The 21,943-nt window shown below is 60.2% G+C and carries 19 protein-coding genes; 10 read left to right on the top strand and 9 right to left on the bottom strand.

Going from position 1 to position 21,943, the window contains the following annotated elements; genetic code table 11:
• The first annotated feature begins 177 nt into the window (after positions 1 to 177).
• The 9 genes from ASG55_RS11720 (at position 178) to ASG55_RS11685 (ending at position 10,410) form a co-directional block, all read left to right on the top strand.
• Positions 178 to 1,860: a flavin monoamine oxidase family protein gene (locus ASG55_RS11720; RefSeq protein WP_024014552.1), complete on the top strand. Its 1,683-nt coding sequence runs from the start codon at positions 178 to 180 to the stop codon at positions 1,858 to 1,860.
• A gap of 12 nt (positions 1,861 to 1,872) precedes the next feature.
• Positions 1,873 to 2,667, top strand: coding sequence for a carbon-nitrogen hydrolase family protein (locus ASG55_RS11715; RefSeq protein ID WP_056786645.1), 795 nt, complete (start codon positions 1,873 to 1,875; stop codon positions 2,665 to 2,667).
• Positions 2,668 to 2,705: 38 nt separating this feature from the next.
• A complete protein-coding gene (gene pqqF / locus ASG55_RS11710; RefSeq protein ID WP_056786644.1) occupies positions 2,706 to 5,117 on the top strand; it encodes a pyrroloquinoline quinone biosynthesis protein PqqF in 2,412 nt (803 codons plus the stop codon).
• Between the two features lie 156 nt (positions 5,118 to 5,273).
• Entirely contained in the window at positions 5,274 to 5,348 is a 75-nt protein-coding gene (gene pqqA, locus ASG55_RS26320) for a pyrroloquinoline quinone precursor peptide PqqA (RefSeq protein WP_003444522.1), read from the top strand.
• A gap of 81 nt (positions 5,349 to 5,429) precedes the next feature.
• Positions 5,430 to 6,341: a pyrroloquinoline quinone biosynthesis protein PqqB gene (gene pqqB / locus ASG55_RS11705; RefSeq protein WP_041476710.1), complete on the top strand. Its 912-nt coding sequence runs from the start codon at positions 5,430 to 5,432 to the stop codon at positions 6,339 to 6,341.
• 135 nt (positions 6,342 to 6,476) lie between these two features.
• Entirely contained in the window at positions 6,477 to 7,229 is a 753-nt protein-coding gene (gene pqqC / locus ASG55_RS11700) for a pyrroloquinoline-quinone synthase PqqC (RefSeq protein WP_039757691.1), read from the top strand.
• Positions 7,226 to 7,501 (top strand): pyrroloquinoline quinone biosynthesis peptide chaperone PqqD, encoded by a 276-nt coding sequence (gene pqqD, locus ASG55_RS11695; protein WP_056786642.1) that lies wholly within the window; start codon positions 7,226 to 7,228, stop codon positions 7,499 to 7,501. The genes pqqC and pqqD overlap by 4 nt, the downstream gene beginning before the upstream one ends.
• Positions 7,473 to 8,645 (top strand): pyrroloquinoline quinone biosynthesis protein PqqE, encoded by a 1,173-nt coding sequence (pqqE, locus tag ASG55_RS11690; RefSeq protein ID WP_056786640.1) that lies wholly within the window; start codon positions 7,473 to 7,475, stop codon positions 8,643 to 8,645. Before pqqD ends, pqqE begins: the two co-directional genes overlap by 29 nt.
• A complete protein-coding gene (locus ASG55_RS11685; protein ID WP_056786638.1) occupies positions 8,611 to 10,410 on the top strand; it encodes an alpha/beta hydrolase family protein in 1,800 nt (599 codons plus the stop codon). Before pqqE ends, ASG55_RS11685 begins: the two co-directional genes overlap by 35 nt.
• A 116-nt stretch (positions 10,411 to 10,526) precedes the next feature.
• Here the strand turns inward: ASG55_RS11685 and ASG55_RS26315 are convergent, their stop codons facing one another.
• The 4 genes from ASG55_RS26315 to ASG55_RS11670 form a co-directional block, all read right to left on the bottom strand.
• Positions 10,527 to 10,685, bottom strand: a complete 159-nt coding sequence (locus tag ASG55_RS26315; protein WP_003228885.1) for a YqaE/Pmp3 family membrane protein — start codon at positions 10,683 to 10,685, stop codon at positions 10,527 to 10,529.
• Between the two features lie 94 nt (positions 10,686 to 10,779).
• Positions 10,780 to 11,100 (bottom strand): helix-turn-helix domain-containing protein, encoded by a 321-nt coding sequence (locus tag ASG55_RS11680; protein WP_039757682.1) that lies wholly within the window; start codon positions 11,098 to 11,100, stop codon positions 10,780 to 10,782.
• On the bottom strand, positions 11,093 to 11,449 hold the full coding sequence (locus ASG55_RS11675) for a type II toxin-antitoxin system RelE/ParE family toxin (protein ID WP_056786636.1): 357 nt from the start codon (positions 11,447 to 11,449) through the stop codon (positions 11,093 to 11,095). The genes ASG55_RS11680 and ASG55_RS11675 overlap by 8 nt, the downstream gene beginning before the upstream one ends.
• Before the next feature lie 250 nt (positions 11,450 to 11,699).
• Positions 11,700 to 12,926 (bottom strand): aspartate aminotransferase family protein, encoded by a 1,227-nt coding sequence (locus tag ASG55_RS11670; protein WP_056786633.1) that lies wholly within the window; start codon positions 12,924 to 12,926, stop codon positions 11,700 to 11,702.
• A 169-nt stretch (positions 12,927 to 13,095) separates the two neighbouring features.
• Between ASG55_RS11670 and ASG55_RS11665 the strand changes: the two genes are divergently transcribed.
• Positions 13,096 to 14,010, top strand: a complete 915-nt coding sequence (locus tag ASG55_RS11665; protein WP_056786630.1) for a LysR family transcriptional regulator — start codon at positions 13,096 to 13,098, stop codon at positions 14,008 to 14,010.
• A 228-nt stretch (positions 14,011 to 14,238) separates the two neighbouring features.
• On the opposite strand, the gene ASG55_RS11660 is transcribed toward ASG55_RS11665, so the two are convergent.
• The 5 genes from ASG55_RS11660 to ASG55_RS11640 all read right to left on the bottom strand — a co-directional run bounded on the left by ASG55_RS11660 (position 14,239) and on the right by ASG55_RS11640 (position 21,919).
• The gene (locus ASG55_RS11660) at positions 14,239 to 16,017 is read right to left on the bottom strand and encodes an acyl-CoA dehydrogenase C-terminal domain-containing protein (protein ID WP_056786627.1); all 1,779 of its coding nucleotides are present in this window, start codon (positions 16,015 to 16,017) and stop codon (positions 14,239 to 14,241) included.
• A gap of 157 nt (positions 16,018 to 16,174) precedes the next feature.
• A complete protein-coding gene (locus tag ASG55_RS11655; protein ID WP_056786622.1) occupies positions 16,175 to 17,971 on the bottom strand; it encodes an acyl-CoA dehydrogenase C-terminal domain-containing protein in 1,797 nt (598 codons plus the stop codon).
• Positions 17,972 to 18,061: 90 nt separating this feature from the next.
• Positions 18,062 to 19,351 carry a GGDEF domain-containing protein gene (locus ASG55_RS11650; RefSeq protein WP_039757672.1) on the bottom strand — a complete coding sequence of 430 codons (1,290 nt, stop codon included), beginning with the start codon at positions 19,349 to 19,351 and terminating at the stop codon, positions 18,062 to 18,064.
• A 191-nt stretch (positions 19,352 to 19,542) separates the two neighbouring features.
• Complete coding sequence (locus ASG55_RS11645) at positions 19,543 to 21,348, bottom strand: phenylacyl-CoA dehydrogenase (RefSeq protein ID WP_024014564.1); 1,806 nt, start codon at positions 21,346 to 21,348, stop codon at positions 19,543 to 19,545.
• A 274-nt stretch (positions 21,349 to 21,622) separates the two neighbouring features.
• Complete coding sequence (locus ASG55_RS11640; protein ID WP_016772865.1) at positions 21,623 to 21,919, bottom strand: hypothetical protein; 297 nt, start codon at positions 21,917 to 21,919, stop codon at positions 21,623 to 21,625.
• Between the last annotated feature and the right edge of the window lie 24 nt (positions 21,920 to 21,943).

Raw genomic sequence — 21,943 nt, 5'->3', positions numbered from 1 at the left:
CAGGCTCGCTCCCACACTTTGGTCGGTATGCAGCCTGCAATCGTCAATCTGCACAATAATCATGCAAAATGACGACACATTGCGCCTTATTAACGCGCTCCACGCTCCCTAGAATGGCTGACATCTTTTCCTATACTCAGACGCGAACCCTGCGTCGGGTCACCAACAAGGTCAGCCATGAACAAGAACAACCGCCATCCTGCAGACGGAAAAAAACCTGTCACCATTTTCGGTCCGGACTTTCCGTTCGCGTTTGACGACTGGATCGAGCATCCCGCCGGCCTGGGGAGCATTCCCGAGCAGCACCATGGCGCTGAGGTGGCGATTGTCGGGGCGGGCATTGCCGGTCTGGTGGCTGCGTATGAACTGATGAAACTCGGTTTGAAACCGGTGGTGTACGAGGCGTCGAAACTCGGCGGTCGTCTGCGCTCGCAAGCCTTCAACGGTACCGACGCCATCGTCGCGGAGCTTGGCGGCATGCGCTTTCCAGTGTCCTCCACGGCGTTCTATCACTACGTGGACAAGCTCGGCCTCGAAACCAAGCCTTTCCCCAACCCGCTGACCGGTGCTTCGGGCAGTACCGTGATCGATCTGGAAGGCGAAACCTATTACGCCGAAAGCCTGAAGGATCTTCCTGCATTGTTCCAGGAAGTCGCTGACGCCTGGGCAGATGCGCTGGAAGCCGGTTCGCAGTTCTCCGACATCCAGCAAGCCATTCGCGATCGCGATGTGCCGCGCCTGAAAGAGCTGTGGAACAAGCTGGTGCCGCTGTGGGACGACCGGACCTTTTACGACTTCGTCGCCACCTCGAAGGCCTTCGCCAAATTGTCGTTCCAGCATCGCGAAGTGTTCGGCCAGGTCGGTTTCGGCACCGGCGGCTGGGATTCGGACTTCCCCAATTCGATGCTGGAAATCTTCCGCGTGGTGATGACCAATTGCGACGATCACCAACACCTGGTGGTCGGTGGCGTCGAGCAGGTGCCACAGGGCATTTGGCGCCATGTGCCGGAGCGCTGTGTGCACTGGCCGGCCGGCACCAGCCTGAAATCCCTGCACCGTGGCGCGCCGCGTTCCGGCGTGAAGAAAATTGCTCACGCACCGGAGGGCCGTTTCGCCGTTACCGACAACAACGGTGACACCCGCGAATACGCCGCCGTCCTGACAACCTGCCAGAGCTGGCTGCTGACCACTCAGATCGAATGCGATGAAACCCTGTTCTCGCAGAAGATGTGGATGGCCCTCGACCGCACGCGCTACATGCAGTCGTCGAAAACCTTCGTGATGGTCGACCGGCCATTCTGGAAGGACAAGGATCCGGAGACCGGCCGCGACGTGATGAGCATGACCCTCACCGATCGCCTGACCCGTGGCACCTATCTGTTCGACAACGGCGACGACAAGCCGGGGGTGATCTGCCTGTCGTACTCGTGGATGAGCGACGCGTTGAAAATGCTCCCGCATCCGGTGGAGAAACGTGTTGAGCTGGCGTTGAACGCGCTGAAGAAGATCTACCCGAAAGTCGACATCGCCGCGCGGATCATCGGCGATCCGATCACCGTGTCGTGGGAAGCCGATCCGTATTTCCTCGGTGCCTTCAAAGGCGCCCTGCCCGGCCATTACCGCTACAACCAGCGCATGTACGCGCACTTCATGCAGGACGACATGCCGGCCGAGCAGCGCGGGATTTTCATCGCCGGCGACGACGTGTCGTGGACACCGGCGTGGGTCGAAGGCGCAGTGCAGACTTCGCTCAACGCGGTGTGGGGCATCATGAAACATTTCGGCGGATCCACACATAAAGAGAACCCGGGACCGGGTGATGTGTTCAAAGACATCGGCCCTATCGCCCTGCCCGAGTAAGAGGATTCCCCGATGCGCGTAGCCGTTTACCAATGTCCACCGCTGCCACTGGACCCCGCCGCCAACCTGCATCGCCTGCATCAAGTAGCGATGGAGGCCAAGGGCGCCGATCTGCTGGTGCTGCCGGAGATGTTCATGACCGGCTACAACATCGGCGCCGAAGCGGTCGGCACGCTGGCCGAGGTCTACAACGGTGAATGGGCGCAGCAGATCGGCCGGATTGCCAAGGCTGCGGGTCTGGCGATCGTTTACGGTTATCCGGAGCGCACCGCCGACGGTCAGATCTACAACGCCGTGCAACTGATCGACGCCCATGGCGAGCGCCTGTGCAATTACCGCAAGTCACACCTGTTCGGCGACCTCGACCGGTCGATGTTCAGCCCCGGTGACTCCGATTTGCCGGTGGTTGAATTGAACGGCTGGAAGCTCGGCTTCCTGATCTGCTACGACCTGGAGTTTCCGGAAAACGCGCGGCGCCTGGCCTTGACCGGCGCCGAGCTGATCGTGGTGCCGACGGCCAACATGATTCCGTTCGATTTCGTTGCCGATGTCACCGTGCGTGCCCGCGCCTTCGAAAATCAGTGCTACGTGGCTTACGCCAATTACTGCGGCCATGAAGGCGATATTCAGTACTGTGGGCAAAGCAGCATTGCCGCGCCGGACGGCAGCCGCATCGCCCTGGCAGGTCTGGACGAAGCGTTGATCGTCGGTGAACTGGACCGCCAATTGATGAACGACTCACGTCAGGCCAATCGCTATCTCAGCGATCGCCGCCCGGAGCTTTACGGCGCGCTCAACCGCCGCTAATCCGCTAGCATGAGCACTTCATTGTTCTGGAAGTGCCCATGCCCGCGCCGACTCATCTCCGCCCCCACTCTGAAACCCTGGCCAACGGCCTGCGCGTGAACCTGCACCACGTGCCCGGTCTCAAGCGCAGCGCTGCCGCGTTGCGCGTGGCGGCCGGCAGCCATGACGTGCCGGTGGCATGGCCGGGGCTGGCGCACTTTCTTGAGCACTTGCTGTTTCTCGGCACCGAGCGTTTTCCCACAGACGAAGGGCTGATGGCCTACGTGCAACGTCACGGCGGGCAGGTGAATGCCAGCACCCGCGAGCGCACCACGGACTTTTTCTTCGAGTTGCCTGTGTCGTCCTTCAGCGCGGGGCTCGAGCGTCTGTCAGACATGCTCGCCCGGCCACGGATGAATCTGGACGATCAACTGCGTGAACGGGAAGTGCTGCAGGCGGAGTTTGTCGCCTGGTCGCAGGATCCGACAGCGCAACAGCAGTTTGCCTTGTATGAAGGTTTACCAGCGGAGCATCCGCTGCGCGGTTTTCATGCGGGCAATCGGGACAGCTTGCAGGTCGAATCGCCTGGGTTTCAGTCGGCGCTGAAAGATTTCCATCAGCGCTTTTATCGAACCGGGCAAATGACCCTCAGTCTGGTCGGGCCGCAAAGTATCGATGAGCTTCGGGAGCTGGCGCAGCAATTCGCAGCGGCGTTGCCGGTTGGGGATAAAGTTGCCCAGGCCGCACCGCCACCGTTGGCAGTGAAAAGTTATCAACAGGTCGGCGCTCACTCGAACCTGTTATTCGCTTTCGACGCGTTGCCCGAGTCATCCGCCGAGGCGATGGCTTTTCTCTGTCATTGGTTGAATAGCGCAAAACCTGGTGGATTGCTCGCATACCTGCATCAACAGAATCTGGCTGACAGCCTGAAAGCCACGCCGCTCTACCAGTTCGCCGGCCAAGCGCTGCTGCATCTTCAATTCAATGCTGGCGGCGACCGCCTGGATACCATTCGCGAACACCTGCTGGACTGGCTGAGCTTCTTCGCCCGTCAGGACTGGACGCCGTTGCGCGAGGAATACGCCGCCCTGCTTCAGCGCCAGCAGCAAGTCAGCGGCGCATTGCAACTGGCGCGAACCGACATCGAGCAGCAAGCATTCGGCCTGTCCGAATCCGGCGCTGCCGCACTTGAGCACATCCTTCGCGAAATCGGCGTTGTGGATAACTTCAGCGATCATTGGCATCTGCCCGCCGCGAATCCTTTCTTGCGCGCCAGTGAACCGCTGGCCAACGCCGGGCTGATTCGCGGCCAGACCAGCGCCCACCGTGGCCTGCGCACCTTCGCCCAGGATCGCTCGCGCAGTCGTCGCGAGCGATCGCCGATGCAGTTCAGCCAGGCGCTGCCGGACAACAGCGATGAGGGCGCGATTTACCTGCGCTGGCAGGTCGAGACGGCGGCCAGCGCCGATCTGCGCTCAAGATTGCAGCGCAGTCTGCGCCAGACCCGACAGGATGCGTCCGAAGCCGGAGTGGACTTGTCTTTCAGCGCCGCAGGCAACCAATGCCTGCTGAAAATGACCGGACTACAGGAACCGATGCCCAGCATCCTCGAGCATGCGCTGAAATGTCTGACGATGATCGGCGCCGATTCGCCGCGCGACGAGGTGCAGATACCGTCGATGCCGATCCGCCAACTACTCGAAGCGTTGCCAGAGAAATCCCTGCCCACGATTGAAACCAGCGATGACGCCAATCAGCTGTGGACAACTTCGCGCTGGGACGGCCTCGCTCTAGGCCTTAACCAACAAACCCAATCAGCCTTGGGCCTGGCGCTGAGCCGCATTCCCGGCACACCGGACAATCAGCTACCGCAGATACCGATCACCCAAGCCCAGTACCACTGGAGCCAGATCAACGCCGCCTCCAGCGAACACGCGTTGCTGCTGATCTGCCCGACAGCCAGCCGCGATATTGCTGACGAAGCGGCGTGGCGCCTTGTGGCTCAGTTGTGCCAGACGCCTTTCTATCAGCGCCTGCGCGTCGAACTGCAATTGGGGTACGCCGTGTTCAGCGCGCTGCGTCAGTTGCACGGCATGACCGCGATTGTCTTTGGCGTGCAATCGCCGACGAACCCGGCGGGCAAGTTGCTCGAATACATGCAGGAGTTCTTCAACAGCATTCCCGCGTTGATCGAAACGCTCGATGAAGCAAACCTCGAGCAACAGCGTCAAAGCCTCGCCGATCAGTTCGACGACACCACACTGTCCACCAAGGATGCCGCCGAACACCTCTGGCAAGGCAAGCTTGCCGGCCATTCGTCGGATTACCGGGAGCAGTTGGTCACGGCGATCCGGCAACTCGATCGCCAGGCTTTGCTGGCCGCTGCGCAGCGCCTGATCAATGCCGAGGGTGGCTGGCATTGCCTGGCCAATGAATCGATGCCGGGCACACCGTGGCAAGCGGCAAACTGATCATTACCGAGGCTGCAAGGAGCTTTCTCAAAGATTCACGGGTCACGGCGTTGAAATTTTGAGTAACATAGCCGCCTAACTAATTGGAACATCACCGCGCTACCGTGGACTATAACTATGGATAGCGCTATCCCAACCCTCAGAAGGAGACATCTCATGGCCTGGACCAAACCTGCTTACACCGACCTGCGTATCGGCTTCGAAGTCACCATGTACTTCGCCAGCCGCTGAGTTCTGCCTAGGCAGAATCGCAGTGCAACGCCTCGGCTCGCCGAGGCGTTTTATTTTCCGCGTTGAAATGATGGAGCGTTCATGTTCGTCCAGATTCTGGGTTCGGCCGCCGGTGGCGGTTTTCCGCAGTGGAACTGCAACTGCGTCAACTGCGCAGGTTTTCGCGACGGCAGCCTGAACGCCAAGGCCCGCACCCAATCGTCCATCGCCATTTCCGATGACGGCGTGAACTGGGTGTTGTGCAATGCCTCGCCGGACATCCGCGCGCAACTGCAAAGCTTCGCCCCGATGCAACCGGGCCGGGCGCTGCGCGACACCGGCATCAGCGCGATCATCCTGATGGACAGCCAGATCGACCACACCACCGGCCTGCTCAGTCTGCGCGAAGGCTGCCCGCATCAGGTGTGGTGCACGGACATGGTTCACGAAGACCTGAGCACCGGTTTTCCCCTGTTCAAGATGCTCACCCACTGGAACGGCGGGCTGGACTGGAACCGTATCGAGCTCGACCAGAGCTTCACCGTAGCCGCCTGCCCGAATCTGCGTTTCACCCCGTTGCCGTTGCGCAGCGCCGCGCCGCCGTATTCACCGCACCGTTTCGATCCGCATCCGGGCGACAACATCGGTTTGATCGTTGAAGACCTCAACACTGGCGGCAAGCTGTTCTACGCGCCGGGACTGGGCAAGGTCGATGCGCCGTTGCTGGAAATCATGGCGGGCAGCGATTGCCTGCTGGTCGACGGCACGCTGTGGGATGACGATGAAATGCAGCGCCGTGGCGTCGGCACCCGCACCGGTCGCGAGATGGGCCATCTGGCGCAGAACGGCCCCGGCGGTATGCTCGAAGTGCTGGAGCAGTTGCCCGAGCAGCGCAAGGTACTTATCCACATCAACAACACCAACCCGATCCTCGACGAGGATTCGCCGGAGCGTGCCGAACTGGCGCGGCGTGACGTTGAAGTAGCGTACGACGGCATGAGTATTGTGTTGTAGCGACCGGCCTCTTCGCGAGCAAGCTCGCTCCCACACTGGATCTGTGCCGTACACAAAACCTGTGGGAGCTGGCTTGCCAGCGATGACGTCCTGACAGACACCAGAGATTTCCAGGGTTGTTTCCGGAGAACAGACATGACCGACACCCCGCTGTCCCCCGCCGAATTCGAAGCGGCCCTGCGCGCCAAGGGCGCCTACTACCACATCTACCACCCTTACCACGTGGCGATGTACGAAGGCCGCGCGACCCGCGAGCAGATTCAGGGCTGGGTCGCCAACCGCTTCTACTATCAGGTGAACATTCCCCTGAAGGACGCAGCGATCCTCGCCAATTGCCCGGATCGGGAAATCCGCCGCGAGTGGATTCAGCGCCTGCTCGACCACGACGGCGCACCCGGTGAAGATGGCGGCATCGAAGCCTGGCTGCGTCTGGGCCAGGCTGTTGGCCTCGACCCGGACCAATTGCGCTCCCAGGAACTGGTGCTGCCCGGCGTGCGTTTCGCCGTCGATGCCTACGTCAACTTCGCCCGTCGCGCCAGTTGGCAGGAGGCCGCCAGCAGCTCGCTGACCGAACTGTTCGCGCCGCAGATCCACCAGTCGCGTCTGGACAGTTGGCCGCAGCATTACCCATGGATCGACCCGGCCGGTTATGAATATTTCCGCACCCGCCTCGGTCAGGCGCGGCGTGACGTCGAACATGGGCTGGCGATCACCCTCGAGCACTACAAGACCCGCGAAGGCCAGGAGCGCATGCTGGAAATTCTCCAGTTCAAACTGGACATTCTTTGGAGCATGCTCGATGCCATGAGCATGGCCTACGAACTGAACCGTCCGCCGTATCACAGCGTGACCGAACAACGGGTCTGGCATAAAGGAATCATCTTATGAGTTTCGACCGCAGCAAAGTGCCGAGCTGGCGCCCGGGCTATCGCTTCCAATACGAGCCGGCGCAAAAGGGTCACGTGCTGCTCTACCCTGAAGGCATGATCAAACTCAACGACAGCGCCGCACTGATCGGCGGCTTGATTGATGGTGAACGCGATGTCGCGGCGATCATTGCCAAACTCGACGAGCAGTTCCCCGGCGTGCCCGAGCTCGGTGACGACATCGAGCAATTCATGGAGGTTGCCCGTGCGCAGCACTGGATCGAACTTGCCTGATTCGTCAGTGCAAGTACCGCCGAAACCTGAAGTCGGCCTGCCCCTTTGGTTGCTCGCCGAGCTGACCTACCGCTGCCCGCTGCAATGCCCGTATTGCTCGAACCCACTGGATTTCGCCGAGCAGGGCAAAGAGCTGACCACCGAGCAATGGATCAAGGTGTTCCGCGAAGCGCGGGAGATGGGCGCGGCGCAATTGGGCTTTTCCGGGGGCGAACCGCTGGTGCGTCAGGACTTGGCCGAACTGATCCATGAAGCGCGGCAGCTGGGTTTCTACACCAACCTGATCACCTCCGGCATTGGCCTGACCGAGCAGAAAATCAGCGACTTCAAAAAGGCCGGGCTCGATCACATCCAGATCAGTTTTCAGGCCAGCGACGAGCAAGTGAACAACCTGCTCGCCGGTTCGAAAAAGGCCTTTGCGCAAAAGCTGGAAATGGCTCGCGCAGTCAAGGCCCACGGCTATCCGATGGTGCTGAACTTCGTCACCCATCGGCACAACATCGACAAGATCGACCGCATTATCGAACTGTGCATTGCGCTGGAGGCCGACTTCGTCGAACTCGCCACTTGCCAGTTCTACGGCTGGGCGCAGCTCAACCGTGTTGGCCTGCTGCCGACCAGGGAGCAACTGGTGCGCGCCGAACGCATCACCAACGAATACCGGGCCAGGCTGGAAGCCGAAGGGCATCCGTGCAAGCTGATTTTCGTCACTCCGGACTATTACGAAGAACGCCCGAAAGCCTGCATGAACGGCTGGGGCAGCATCTTCCTGACCGTCACCCCGGACGGCACCGCCCTGCCCTGCCATGGTGCCCGCCAGATGCCGGTGCAGTTTCCCAACGTGCGCGATCACAGCATGCAACACATCTGGTATGACTCGTTCGGCTTCAACCGTTTTCGCGGTTACGACTGGATGCCCGAGCCGTGCCGCTCTTGCGACGAGAAAGAAAAAGACTTCGGCGGCTGCCGCTGCCAGGCGTTCATGCTCACCGGCGACGCCAGTAATGCCGACCCGGTGTGCAGCAAGTCCGAACATCACGGCGTGATCCTCAAGGCCCGCGAAGAAGCCGAGACCGCCACTCAAACCATCGAACAATTGGCCTTTCGCAATGAACGAAACTCACGCCTCATCGCCAAGGGCTGAGCCTTTCAGCGCCGCCCAGGCCGTCGCCGCCGGAACCGACTTCGCCGAACTGCAGCTCGGCGCCCATGGCGTGTTCTGGAATGAATACCGCCCCGAGGATGCCGCGTGCCGAATCTGGCATTGGCGCGATGGCGCAGCGAAACGTCTGACGCCGGACGGTTTCAGCGTGCGTAGCCGCGTTTACGAATATGGCGGTGGTGCGTTTTGTCTGGCGCCTGACGGGGTGGTTTTCGTCAATGAAGCGGATCAGCAGATGTATCGGCAGGCGCTGGATGGCGAGCCGGTTGCGCTGACGTCGACTGACTGCCGCTACGGCGATCTGCAATTCGCCGCTGGCCGGGTATTGGCGGTTGAAGAGCAGCAGGATCGGCATCGCCTGGTGGCAATTGATCTGGCGACCGGTACGCGACAGGTGCTGGCCGAGGGTGCGGATTTTTATGCGTCACCAACGCTCAGCCCCGATGGCCAGCGGCTGGCGTGGATCGAGTGGAGTCGCCCGCATCAGCCGTGGACCTCGACGCGCTTGATGGTCGCGCAAGGCGATTTTTCTGCGCCTCGCTGTGTTGCCGGTGAGCAGATCGAGGAGTCGATCCAGCAGCCGCGATTCGACGCTGATGGGCGGCTCTGTTGCCTGACGGACCGTGGCGGCTACTGGCAGCCGTGGGGCGAAACGTCCGATGGCTTGCACGCGCTACCGAGTGCCGCGGCCGATCACGCGCCCGCGCCGTGGCAGCTAGGCGGCTGCACGTGGCTGCCTGTCGGTGATCAATTTTTAGCCAGTTGGAGCGAGGGTGGTTTCGGTCGCCTGGCCCTTGGAAGTGAAGATTTCAGCGGTGACTACAGCCGCTTCCGCCACTTGGCGATGGATCAACAATTCATCTATTGCATCGCTGCATCGCCGACCAGCCCGTCGGCAGTGATCGCCATTGATCGTGTGTCGCATGCCGTGAAAATCCTCGCTGGCGGCGTGGCTCCATTGCCTGCCGAACGCATCAGCCGTCCGCAGACCTTGCGTTATCCGAGCGGCTCCGGCGAGGCGCACGGTTTCTTTTACCCGGCCATGAGCGGTGAAGCAAAACCGCCGCTGGTGGTGTTTATCCACGGCGGCCCGACGTCGGCGTGCTATCCGATACTCGACCCGCGCATCCAATACTGGACGCAGCGCGGCTTTGCTGTCGCCGACCTCAACTATCGCGGCAGCAGTGGCTATGGTCGCGAATATCGCCAAGCGCTGCATCTGCGCTGGGGCGAGGTGGATGTCGAGGATGCCTGCGCGGTGGTCAGCCATCTCGCCGGACAGGGCTTGATCGATGGCGACCGCGCGTTCATTCGCGGTGGCAGTGCGGGTGGCTACACAACGCTTTGTGCGCTGGCGTTCAGACAGGTTTTCCGCGCAGGCGCCAGCCTCTACGGCGTCAGCGATCCGGTCGCGTTGGCTCGCGCAACGCACAAGTTCGAGGGCGATTATTTGGACTGGCTGATCGGCGATCCCGAGCGAGATGCCGAACGCTATGCCGCCCGCACGCCATTGCTGCACGCCGATAACATTCGCGTGCCGGTGATTTTCTTTCAGGGTGAACTGGACGCGGTGGTCGTGCCGCAACAGACCCGCGACATGGTCGCGGCGCTGGAGCACAACGGCGTCCCGGTCCAAGCGCATTACTACCCTGACGAACGCCACGGCTTCCGCCGCGCGGCCAACCAGGCACATGCGCTGGAGCAGGAGTGGACGTTTTATCGGCGAGTGATGGGGCTGGTTGACTGAAAACTGTGTTGCGCCCTTCGCGAACAGGCTCGCTCCCACAGAGGACTTGTGTACACCACAGATCCAGTGTGGGAGCGAGCCTGCTCGCGAAAGCTATCTAAGTTGCGCTAGCGGACTCAGCGCTTGGCGATGATATACACCGCATGCACGATCCCCGGAATGTAGCCGCACAACGTCAGCAGAATGTTCAGCCAGAACGCCCCGCCAAACCCGACCTGCAGAAACACGCCCAGTGGCGGCAACAGAATAGCGATGATGATACGAATGAAATCCATGGGGCAGCTCCTGAATGGGGGTTGGCTCACTTGAGCCATACAAGCTAATCGACACGCGCCGTTCGTCAGGGTTCAGTGCAATAGCTTGTCAGGCTCAAGCGAGAATTTTCAACCCATGTTTTTGTACGATGCTCAGTAGTTTGAGCGCCATACCGCTGGGATGTTTGTCACCCGATTCCCACTGCTTCACCGTGGATGCACTTGTGTTGAGATAGCGTGCAAATACCGGTTGGCTGACCTTGTTTCGCTCGCGTAGCGCCTTGATCTCCTCAGCCGGGATCGCTAAGGGAACCGATGCCAGACAGGAGTCATCGAATTCTCGCATCGTTGCCTTGTTTATTGCTCCGACAGCAAGCAACGCCCCGGCTGATTCGTGTATCGATTCAAAAACTTCACTTTTGAATTTCTTACTCATGACATATCTCCACAAACTCCTTCATCGCCAACAAGTCGCTGATCTGCGCTTCAGTCAGTTGCGCATAGACCTTTGCCAATTTACGTAAATCCTTCAATTCTGTTGGCGTGATATTGCTTTGATCCTGCTTGGCGAAAAGCACTTGGTAGATCCAGTGACGTCCACCTTTTGCCAAAACAATCGAACGGTGACGGTTCGCCTTCAAGCGCTTCTTCCACACGCCTCCGCCAAGATTGTCCGCCTGTCCCTGAAGCATCTGGTGAAACGCCTCTTGCAACTCTTCATCTGTGATCCACGCCCTACTGGCCTGGAGGGCGAAGCGTTTGGTCTTGAACAGCCTCAATGGCATAGGTATCCCTTCCAAAAACATACCACCTAGTGGTACAGATCGCAAAACGGCTTTTTCGGTGATACCGATCAGGCCGTAGCCGCATCCCTTGCTGGCATTCTCTAAAAGACCATCCACGGTACGATCCCTCAAGCTCTAAATCACGTCTGTAAAACCCGGCCACAAAAAAACGCCCTACGCCAAAAGAATCAGGCGTGGGGCGTGCGTTATACCGCGAGACGGTTCGAGTAATCGGTTGGGGCTGCTCAGCTCACACGGCAATGCCCTTGCGACATTGCACTTGGGCGGTGCGCACTCGCGAGAAGGCGCGGCCCAGGCGCAGGAGCATTTCGTCGATGTTGGCTTTGCTGACAGTGAGGGCCGGGGTGAAGCGCAGGCAGTCAGGCTGCGCGGCGTTCAATATCAGGCCTTCGTGAAGTGCGGCATGGACGACGGCGTCGGCGCATTCCTCGGACAGCGTCAACCCGTAAAACAGGCCTTGGCCGCGCAACTCGCCGTGGCCGTAGCGGTGCGCCAGTCGCGCAAGGCCTTCGCGCAAATGCTGGCCGCTGTCGTTAACCTGCTGGAGAAAGCTGCGGTCATGGATGCTGTCGAGCACTACCAGACCGGCCGCCGTCATTAGTGCATTACCGTGATGAGTGCCGCCCAATTCGCCAACGCCGAAACAGCAGGCCGTGCCCCGCGCCAGCAAAGCCGCCAATGGCAAGCCGCCGCCAAGGCCTTTGCCGAGCACGACGATATCGGCGCGAATGCCGTAGGACTGTTCGGCGAGCAAGCTGCCGCAGCGGCCGATACCGGTCTGCACTTCGTCGAGAATCAGCAGAATGCCCAGTTCACGGCACAGTCGTTCGACCCCTTTGAGGTAATGCTCGGTCGCGGGAATGACCCCGGCATCGCTCTGGATCGGCTCCAGCATGATCGCCACGGTCTGCGCGTCCACCGCCGCATGCAGCGCCGGCAAGTCGTTGAATGGCACTCGATCAATCGTCGCCAGACTGCGGCCATGACAACCCTGCTCAGCCATGATGATCCGCGAGGCGCCGCCGCGATGCAGCTGCCCCCATTTGCGCGCCAGTTTGATCGCCGCCTCACAAGCCTCGCTGCCACTGTTGAGCAGATACGCCTGTTCGCTGGACGTGCTGGCGCACAAACGTTCGGCGAGGCTGAGCATGCCGCGATTACGCAGATTGAAGCATGGATTGATCAGCGCCTGGGCCTGATTGGCGATGGCTTTGACCAGCGCCGTGGGGCTGTGGCCAAGGCTGTTGGCGCCGCCGGCCTGGGAAAAGTCGAGGTAGGCGCGATCGTTGCTGTCCCACAGCCAGGAACCCTGGCCGCGAACGAACACTTGTTGCGGCCGATCGACGCTGGGCATCAGGCGTTGGGCATTGAGATGGTCGGTCATAGCGGATGGCCCCGCCTCGAAGCAGAGGTCATCCAGACTCGGCGTCTGGCGCCGCAAACTGAACATATTCATGCGGAAAAACCTCGCTGGAGGTTTTTTGAACTGCCTATGTAATCACGAACGAAGCAAATGGAATTCGTCACGCTTTCTGGCCCTGCAAGCCTTGTGAATGCGGTTAGACTAGGCGCGCAAACGGCTTCAGGCCATTTCGATTTCTCAGCCATTTCGATAAGCGCTACTTATGGATTTCAAACAACTGCGTTATTTCGTCGCGGTCTACGAAGAAGGCCATGTCGGCCGTGCGGCTGAGCGCTTGTCGATCTCGCAACCGGCGCTGTCGCAACAGATCCGTCAGCTGGAGCAGAACCTCGACGTAACCCTGTTCGAACGCAGCAGTAAACGCCTGCTGCCGACCCTCGCTGCGCATACGCTGTACAACCACGCGTTGCCATTGCTCGATGGCTTGCAGCGGGCGCGCGAGGCGTTGGGTAGTTTCAAGGGTCAGGCACTGCGCACACTGGCGATCGGTGTGTTGCAAACGGTGCACACCAGCCTTGTGCCGCAGATGCTCGAGCGTGTGCGCAAGGCGCAGCCGCATCTGGTGGTACAAATCTATGAACTGACCGGGCTGGAAATCGAACGGCGTCTGCTCAATGGTTCCCTGGACATCGGCATCAGCTATCTGCCACCGCGCCAACCCGGTCTGCACGGTGTGTTGCTGTACGAAGATGAACTGACGCTGGTCATCCCGGCGGACCATCCCTTGCGCGAGTTCAAGAAGGTCTCGATGCGCCAGGCTGCTGAGCTGCCCATGTTGCTGCTCGGCGAAGAGTTCCAGATCCGACAGATCTGGCAGGCACAACTGACCAGCCTCGGACGACGCCCGCAGGTGCAGGCCGAGTTGAACACTATGCTGGGGATTCTCGATAGCCTGCCGCACACCAGGCTGGCAACGGTGCTGCCGGGACGTTCGCAAAAGGAATATGACGATGAAGATCTGCTATGGAAACCGCTGAGCGAACCACGGGTGCCGTTGCAAGTTGGCCTGGTGTGCCGTGATGTGCAACGCCAGCAGGCCTCGTTGGCATTGCTGCGGACATTGCTTGAAGAGGTGATCGATCGCGAAACCAAGCAGCCCCTCGATCCGCTCGCCTGAAACTTTTCTTCAGGCAAAAGAAAACCCCGCCGAAGCGGGGCTTTGCAGACTGTTTCCCTGACATCCATTTCACTCCGCCACCCTGGCAGAATCCTACGTGTCCGTGTTGTTTACTTTGCGCTTCCTGCGCGACGTCCATGAAATGTAGATTAGCCGTGGATCCAATATACGGATATGGGAGAACAGCAGCACGTCACGTAAGCAAATGCTTACATGACGTCTACAGGATCAAAACTGTGCCGCATCCAGCAGGAACAGCGATTCGCTACCGGCTTTGACCGACGCGCTCAACGAGTGGATACGCGGCAGCAGGCGGGCGAAATAGAAGCGCGCGGTGCCCAGCTTGCTCGCATAGAAATCCTCCTGCGCTTCCTTGCCCAGCGCGGCTTTGGCCATCAACGCCCACATGTAGGCGTAAGCGGTGTAGCCGAACGCTTGCAAATATTCGACCGAGGCCGCGCCGATTTCGTTCGGATTGTTTTTCGCCCGGTCCAGCAGCCACGCGGTCAGCTCGTCGAGGGTGTCGACGGCATCGTTCAACGGCTTGGTGAACTCGCCCAGATCAGCACTGGCGGTTGCGGTGAAATGGCGGATCTCGTCAGCGAACAGCTGGTAGAACGCGCCGCCACTGCCAACGATCTTGCGCCCGACCAGGTCCAGCGCCTGAATACCGTTGGTGCCTTCGTAGATCTGGGTGATGCGCACGTCACGCACCAGTTGCTCCTGGCCCCACTCGCGGATGTAGCCGTGGCCGCCGAAAATCTGCTGGCCGTGGACAGTGGTTTCCAGACCCAGGTCGGTCAGAAAGGCTTTCGCTACCGGCGTCAGCAACGCCACCAGATCTTCCGCGCGCTTGCGGGTGGTCGCGTCTTCACTGAACTTGGCGGTGTCCAGTTGCATCGCCACATACGTGGAGAACGCACGGCCGCCTTCGTTCGAGGCTTTCATCGTCAGCAGCATGCGTCGCACGTCCGGGTGGACGATGATCGGGTCAGCGACCTTGTCCTTGTTCTTCGCACCGGTCGGCGAACGACTCTGCAGACGATCGCGCGCGTATTCAACAGCGTTCTGATAAGAGCGCTCGCCCGTGGCCAGGCCTTGAATACCAACGCCCAGGCGCTCGTAGTTCATCATGGTGAACATTGCGGCCAGGCCTTTGTTCGGCTCGCCGACCAGATAACCCACGGCTTCGTCGAAGTTCATCACGCAGGTCGCCGAGGCCTGAATGCCCATCTTGTGCTCGATCGAGCCACAGTTGGCCGGGTTACGCGCACCGAGGCTGCCGTCGGCATTGACCATGAACTTCGGCACCAGGAACAGCGAAATGCCTTTTGGACCGGCCGGCGCGTCAGGCAGCTTGGCCAGTACCAGGTGAATGATGTTTTCGGTGAGGTCGTGCTCGCCGCCGGTGATGAAGATCTTGGTGCCGCTGACCTTGTAGGAACCGTCGGCCTGAGGTTCGGCTTTGGTGCGGATGATGCCCAGGTCGGTGCCGGCGTGCGGCTCGGTCAGGCACATGGAACCGGCCCAGATGCCGGCGTACATGTTCGGCAGGTACGCAGCTTTCAGTTCTTCACTGGCGTGGGCATTGATCGACAGGCAGGCGCCGGCGGTCAGCATCGGGTACAGACCGAACGCCAGGCTGGCGGAGTTGACCATTTCTTCGACCTGCGCCGACACGGCTTTGGGCATGCCCATGCCGCCGTAGGCCGGATCGCCACCAACACCGACCCAACCGCCTTCAGCATAAGTCTGATAGGCCTGTGGGAAACCGGCCGGCGTGGTGACGGCACCGTCCGCCCAATGGCAACCTTCCTCGTCAGCGGCACGGCTAAGTGGCGCGATGCTTTTGCTGGTGACCTTGCCGGCCTCTTCGAGAATCGCTTCAACGGTTTCGGCGTCGACGGTCTCGGCCAGCGCCGGCAGCTCGGCCCAGAGTTTGGCGACTTCGAACACTTCATTGAGGACGAAGCGCATATCGCGCAGCGGCGCTTTGTAGTCAGCCATGGCAAACCTCGCAAGATCTAAACAGGTGGTTCGTGGAATGATGTTTTCGTTGATCCGGAGTGTACCTCAACAACTTTTGCGACACATAGGGTCAACCGGTGACTGATTTGTTATTTTTGGTCACCGGAAAAAGATCGCCGCGATCTTTCGATCTGCTCTACAAAGCAAACGCCTGCGCCGGCAGATTCATCAAACAATCACTCCCCGCCTCGATCGCCGCCTGATGCGCAGCCGTACGCGGCAGCAAGCGCTTGAAGTAGAACTCGCACGTCGCCAGTTTGCCCTTGAGGAAATCAGCCTCACCCTCGCCCGCCTCCAGCTGTGCCTGAGCAACCAACGCCATGCGCAGCCACAGGTAGCCCAGGATGATGTAGCCGCTGTACATCAGATAATCCACCGACGCAGCACCGACTTCGTCCGGGTTCTTCATGGCCGCCATGCCGACCTTCATGGTCAGATCGCCCCACTGTTGGTTGAGCCCATTGAGTTGCGCGACGAAGCGGCCCAGCTGCGCATGTTCGGCGTTCGCTGCGCAGAACTTGTGGACGATTTTGGTAAAGCCGCGCAGCAGCTTGCCCTGACTGCCCAGCACCTTGCGCCCAAGCAGGTCCAGCGCTTGAATGCCGTTGGTGCCCTCATAGATCGGCGCAATCCGGCAATCGCGCACCATTTGCTCCATGCCCCACTCACGAATGAAGCCGTGGCCGCCGAATACTTGCATGCCGTGATTGGTCACTTCCAGCCCGGTGTCGGTCATGAACGCCTTGCAGATCGGCGTGAGGAACGCCAACAGGTCTTCAGCCTCCTGACGCGCCTCGGCGTCGCTGCTCAGGTGCGCGACGTCGAGCATCTGCGCGGTGAAATAGGTCAGCGCGCGGTTGCCTTCGTTGAAGGCTTTCATGGTCAGCAACATGCGCCGCACATCGGGGTGGACGATGATCGGATCGGCAGGTTTTTCCGGGGCCTTGGCGCCGGTCAGCGCGCGCATCTGCAGGCGGTCATTGGCGTACTTGATCGCGCCCTGAAAACTCGCCTCGCCCAGACACAGCCCCTGCATGCCAGTACCAAGCCGCGCATGGTTCATCATGGTGAACATGCAGTTGAGGCCCTTGTTCGGCTCGCCGATCAAGTAACCCGTGGCGGCATCGAAATTCAGCACGCACGTAGCAGAAGCCTTGATGCCCATCTTGTGCTCGATCGAGCCACAGGAAACGCCGTTGCGCTCACCCGCTTCGCCTGCTGCATCGGGCAGAAACTTGGGCACGATAAACAGGGAAATGCCCTTGGTTCCGGCCGGTGCGTCCGGCAGCTTGGCCAGGACCAGATGGATGATGTTGTCGCTCAGGTCATGCTCGCCGGCGGAGATGAAAATCTTGCTGCCGGTGATCGCGTAGCTGCCGTCGGCCCGTGGCACCGCGCGAGTCTTGATGATGCCCAGATCAGTGCCGCAGTGGGCTTCGGTCAGGCACATGGTGCCGGTCCACTGGCCAGCGGTGAGTTTGCTCAGATAGGTGTCTTTCTGCTCGGCGGTACCGTGGGCGTGGATCGCCGACATCGCGCCGTGGGTCAGGCCGGGGTACATGCCCCAGGACGTGTTGCTGGAGCCGACCATTTCACTGATCACCAGCCCCAGCGAACTCGGCAACCCTTGGCCACCGTAAGCCGGATCAGCCGCCAAACCGTGCCAGCCGCCCTCGACATATTGTGCGAAGGCCTGCTTGAAGCCTGTAGGCGTTGTCACCACGCCGTTGTCGAAATGGCAGCCCTCTTCGTCGCCGCTGCGATTGAGCGGTGCCAGAACGTTCTCGCAGAACTTCGCGCCTTCTTCGAGGATCGCGCTGATCATGTCCGGGCTGGCGTCATGCGCGCCGAGACTGGCGTAGCTGGAGTGGAAGTCGAAGACGTGATCGATCAGAAAGCGCATGTCGCGCAGGGGAGCTTTGTACTCGGGCATGGTGGCTTCTCCGTCAGCAGATTTGTTCAACCTACTGCTGGCCACCACGCGCGACAATCACTGTGCAGGCGCTGAATGCGCCGTCATCACTCAACCCGCAGCAGCGTCCATGCGCACCGCGCCACGGCGGTTCTGCCCGAACGCCATGACGCAGTTACGCCCGGCGCCCTTGGCGCTGTACAACGCCTGGTCGGCGGACTTGAGCACTTCTTCAGGGGTGCGCTGCTCGACACGTTCGGCGACGCCGATACTCACCGTCACCGACACCGCCGAAGCCCCAGAACCGCTACGGCGCTGGCGACCTTGCTGATCATCCTGCGGGCGGTTTTCCTGGTTGCGTAACTGAATGCTGTAAGACGCAATCGATTCACGGATCACTTCCAGGTGCGGCATGCACTCCTCAAGGGTCTTGCCTGCGAACACCAAGGCAAATTCCTCACCGCCGTAGCGATACGCCCTACCGCCACCGCTGATTTTCGACAGTTTGCTGGCGACCAGGCGCAGCACCTGGTCACCGACATCGTGGCCATGGGTGTCGTTGAATTTCTTGAAATGATCGACGTCGCTCATCGCCAGCACATAGTTGCGCCCCAGTCGCTGCATGCGTTCGTTGAGCGCACGTCGTCCCGGCAGGCCGGTGAGCTCGTCGCGGAAGGCCATTTGGTAAGCCTCATGCGCAACGGCGGCGGCGATCATCAGCATCACCTGGCTGCACATGATGTTCAGGGTGAACGGCAGAATGAAGGTCTTCGGCAGCATCCAGAACACACCGAGCAAGCCAACCAGTTGCGCCGCGTGCAACGGGCGCGGGTTGCGCCAGTATTGCCAGGCCAGAAGCAGGAAGGCCGAGATGAACACCGGATAGGACAACTGGATGAGACTCATCCATGCCCCATGCAGCGCCGGCCAGCGGATCTCCGACAACCACAGCAGCAGCGCCTGTGGGTAACTTTGCTCCAGTCCCAGCGCCACGCTGCCAAATGCCAGCAGCACGGCAAAGCGCGCGACCATGTCCTGAAACAGATGGGTACGTTCCTGCCATGCGGCGAATAATCCGAACAACAACGGCAGCAGCAGGCAGACCAGATGAAACACCACCGCAGCGTCTTCGCGGACCTTGCCGTTGTCGCGGTAGAAATCTGTCTGGGTGTCCAGCAGAAAGTAGGCGATGTACACCGTGAGCATCAGAAACAGTTCGCGCTGACGTCGATACACCGCGCAATACGCGCCACCGAGGAGCAGAACCAATGTCGGCAGGACGTTGAACAGCGATGTGAAGAATACGCTGAGGTCTTTGACGTACGCAGCCGCCAGCCCCGCAAGCAATAACAGCAGTGATGGCAGGAAATGGCTGAAACGCACAGCGGAAGAACGCGGCAAGGGTAAGCTCCGACCCGTCATAGCAAAGAGATGGCATTGTGCCTGCAAAGTGCGGCCAAGCCCATACAATGTGATCCAGATCACACACGGTCTCTGTAACGGCCGGAAGCTCGACTATCTGAGCGATCCACAAACAAAAAAACCGCTGCCCCCTAACGGGAGCAGCGGTTTTCGTCAGACTGCGTTAAGGCTTAGTAGCCCAGTGCGAAGTCTTCTTCTTTCATGTCCATCAGGTTGCCAGCACCCGACAGCATAGTGGCCACGTGCGTACGGGTACGCGGCAGGATGCGCTGGAAGTAGAAGCGCGCGGTTTGCAGCTTGGCGGTGTAGAACGCCTCGTCGCTGGTGCCGGCAGCCAGTTTTTCCGCAGCCAGACGTGCCATGTCTGCCCAGAAGTAGGCCAGGCAGGCATAACCGGAGTACATCAGGTAATCCACGGAGGCCGCGCCGACTTCTTCGCGATCTTTCATGGCAGCCATACCGACCTTCATGGTTAGCTCGCCCCACTCTTTATTCAGTGCAGCCAGCGGCGCGACGAATTCCTGGACGGCTTCGTTGCCTTCGTTGGTCTGGCAGAACTTGTGGACGATCTTGGTGAAGCCTTTCAGAGCCTCGCCTTGAGTCATCAGCACTTTGCGGCCGAGCAGGTCGAGGGCCTGGATGCCGGTGGTGCCTTCGTACAGCATCGAAATGCGGCTGTCGCGAACGTTCTGCTCCATGCCCCACTCGGCGATGAAGCCGTGGCCGCCGTAGATCTGCACGCCGTGGTTGGCGGCTTCGAAACCGACTTCGGTCATGAACGCTTTGGCGATCGGGGTCATGAACGCCAGCAGTGCGTCGGCCTTCTTCTTCTCTTCTTCATCAACGCCGTATTTGACGATGTCGACCTGCTTCGCAGTGAAGTAGACCATCGCGCGATTGCCTTCGGCGAACGCCTTCATGGTCAACAGCATACGGCGCACGTCCGGGTGGACGATGATCGGGTCAGCGGCCTTGTCCGGTGCTTTCGGGCCAGTCAGCGAGCGCATTTGCAGGCGATCACGAGCGTATTTCAGACCGCCCTGGAAGCCGATTTCGGCGTGAGCCAGACCTTGCAGTGCGGTACCGAGGCGAGCGGTGTTCATAAAGGTGAACATGCAGTTCAGACCTTTGTTCGCCGGGCCGATCAGGTAACCGGTGGCGCCGTCGAAGTTCATCACGCAAGTGGCGTTGCCGTGGATGCCCATCTTGTGTTCCAGCGAACCGCAGCTCACTGCGTTGCGCGCGCCAATGGTGCCATCGGCGTTTGGCAGGAACTTTGGAACGATGAACAGCGAGATGCCTTTGGTGCCAGCCGGAGCATCCGGCAGACGCGCCAGTACGATGTGGACGATGTTATCGGCCATGTCGTGTTCGCCGGCCGAGATGAAGATCTTGGTGCCGGAAACTTTGTAGGAACCGTCGGCCTGAGGCTCGGCCTTGGTGCGCAGCATGCCCAGGTCGGTGCCGCAGTGCGGTTCGGTCAGGCACATGGTGCCGGTCCATTCGCCGGAGACCAGTTTGGTCAGATAGGCTTCCTGCTGCTCTGGGGTGCCGTGCTCGGAGATGGTGTTCATCGCACCGTGCGACAGACCTGGGTACATGCCCCACGACCAGTTGGCTTCGCCGACCATTTCGCTCACCGCCAGACCCAGCGACTCAGGCAGGCCCTGACCGCCGTGCTCAACGTCGTGCGCCAGGCTTGGCCAGCCGCCTTCGACGAATTGCTTGTACGCCTCTTTGAAGCCAGTCGGGGTTTTCACGCCGGACTCGCTCCAGGTGCAGCCTTCGATGTCGCCCACGCGGTTCAGCGGCGCCAGTACCTGCTCACAAAACTTGGCGCCTTCCTCGAGGATGGCGTCAACCATGTCCGGCGTGGCGTCTGCGCACGCTGGCAGGCTCTGATAGTGCGCTTCGTAGCCGAGCAGTTCGTCACGAACGAAGCGAATATCACGCAAGGGGGCCTTGTAGTCAGGCATAGCGATAAACCTCTGCTGATGTAACCGGGAATGAACGACCGTGTTGAATTGTTGTGACGGTCAAACAGTTGTTTGAAACATACGTTTACGCCGAAATCTTGTCAAGCATCGTTCTTTTGCCGTTCGTCATCAGACTTTGCAAATGCCGGAGACGACAAATCGCCGCGATTTGATATAAGCCACGGGCGTTGTAAAAAGATTAGTTGAGCAAGAAGGACTTAAACGAAAAACGCCGCGACAGGGCGCGGCGTTTCGGGGTCTACAACAAATTCGCTCAGGCGAAGGTATCGATGATCGTCCCGAGCACTTCGTCGGATGCCTTGGCCACCTTCACACCCAACTCTGCCTGGATCTTGCCCTGCGACAGCTCGACGATATTGCTCGCCAGATCCGATTCTTGTGCGCGATCCACACCGCGCAGGCGATTTACCTGCACTTCGGACGACTGGCTGGTCACCGAACGTTCGATAGTGTTGTTGGCGATCTGGCTGGCGGCCTGATCGACGCGGTTCTGCCCGGACTGAATCGAGCTCAGTCCCGCATAAAAAGCTGTGTTGCCGGAGATTTCCATAGTCACTCTCATCCCTGCAAAGGA

The sequence above is a fragment of the Pseudomonas sp. Leaf434 genome, assembly GCF_001425545.1.
GTDB classification, from domain to species: Bacteria; Pseudomonadota; Gammaproteobacteria; order Pseudomonadales; family Pseudomonadaceae; genus Aquipseudomonas; species Aquipseudomonas siliginis.
This window is presented reverse-complemented; position numbering and strand designations above follow the sequence as displayed.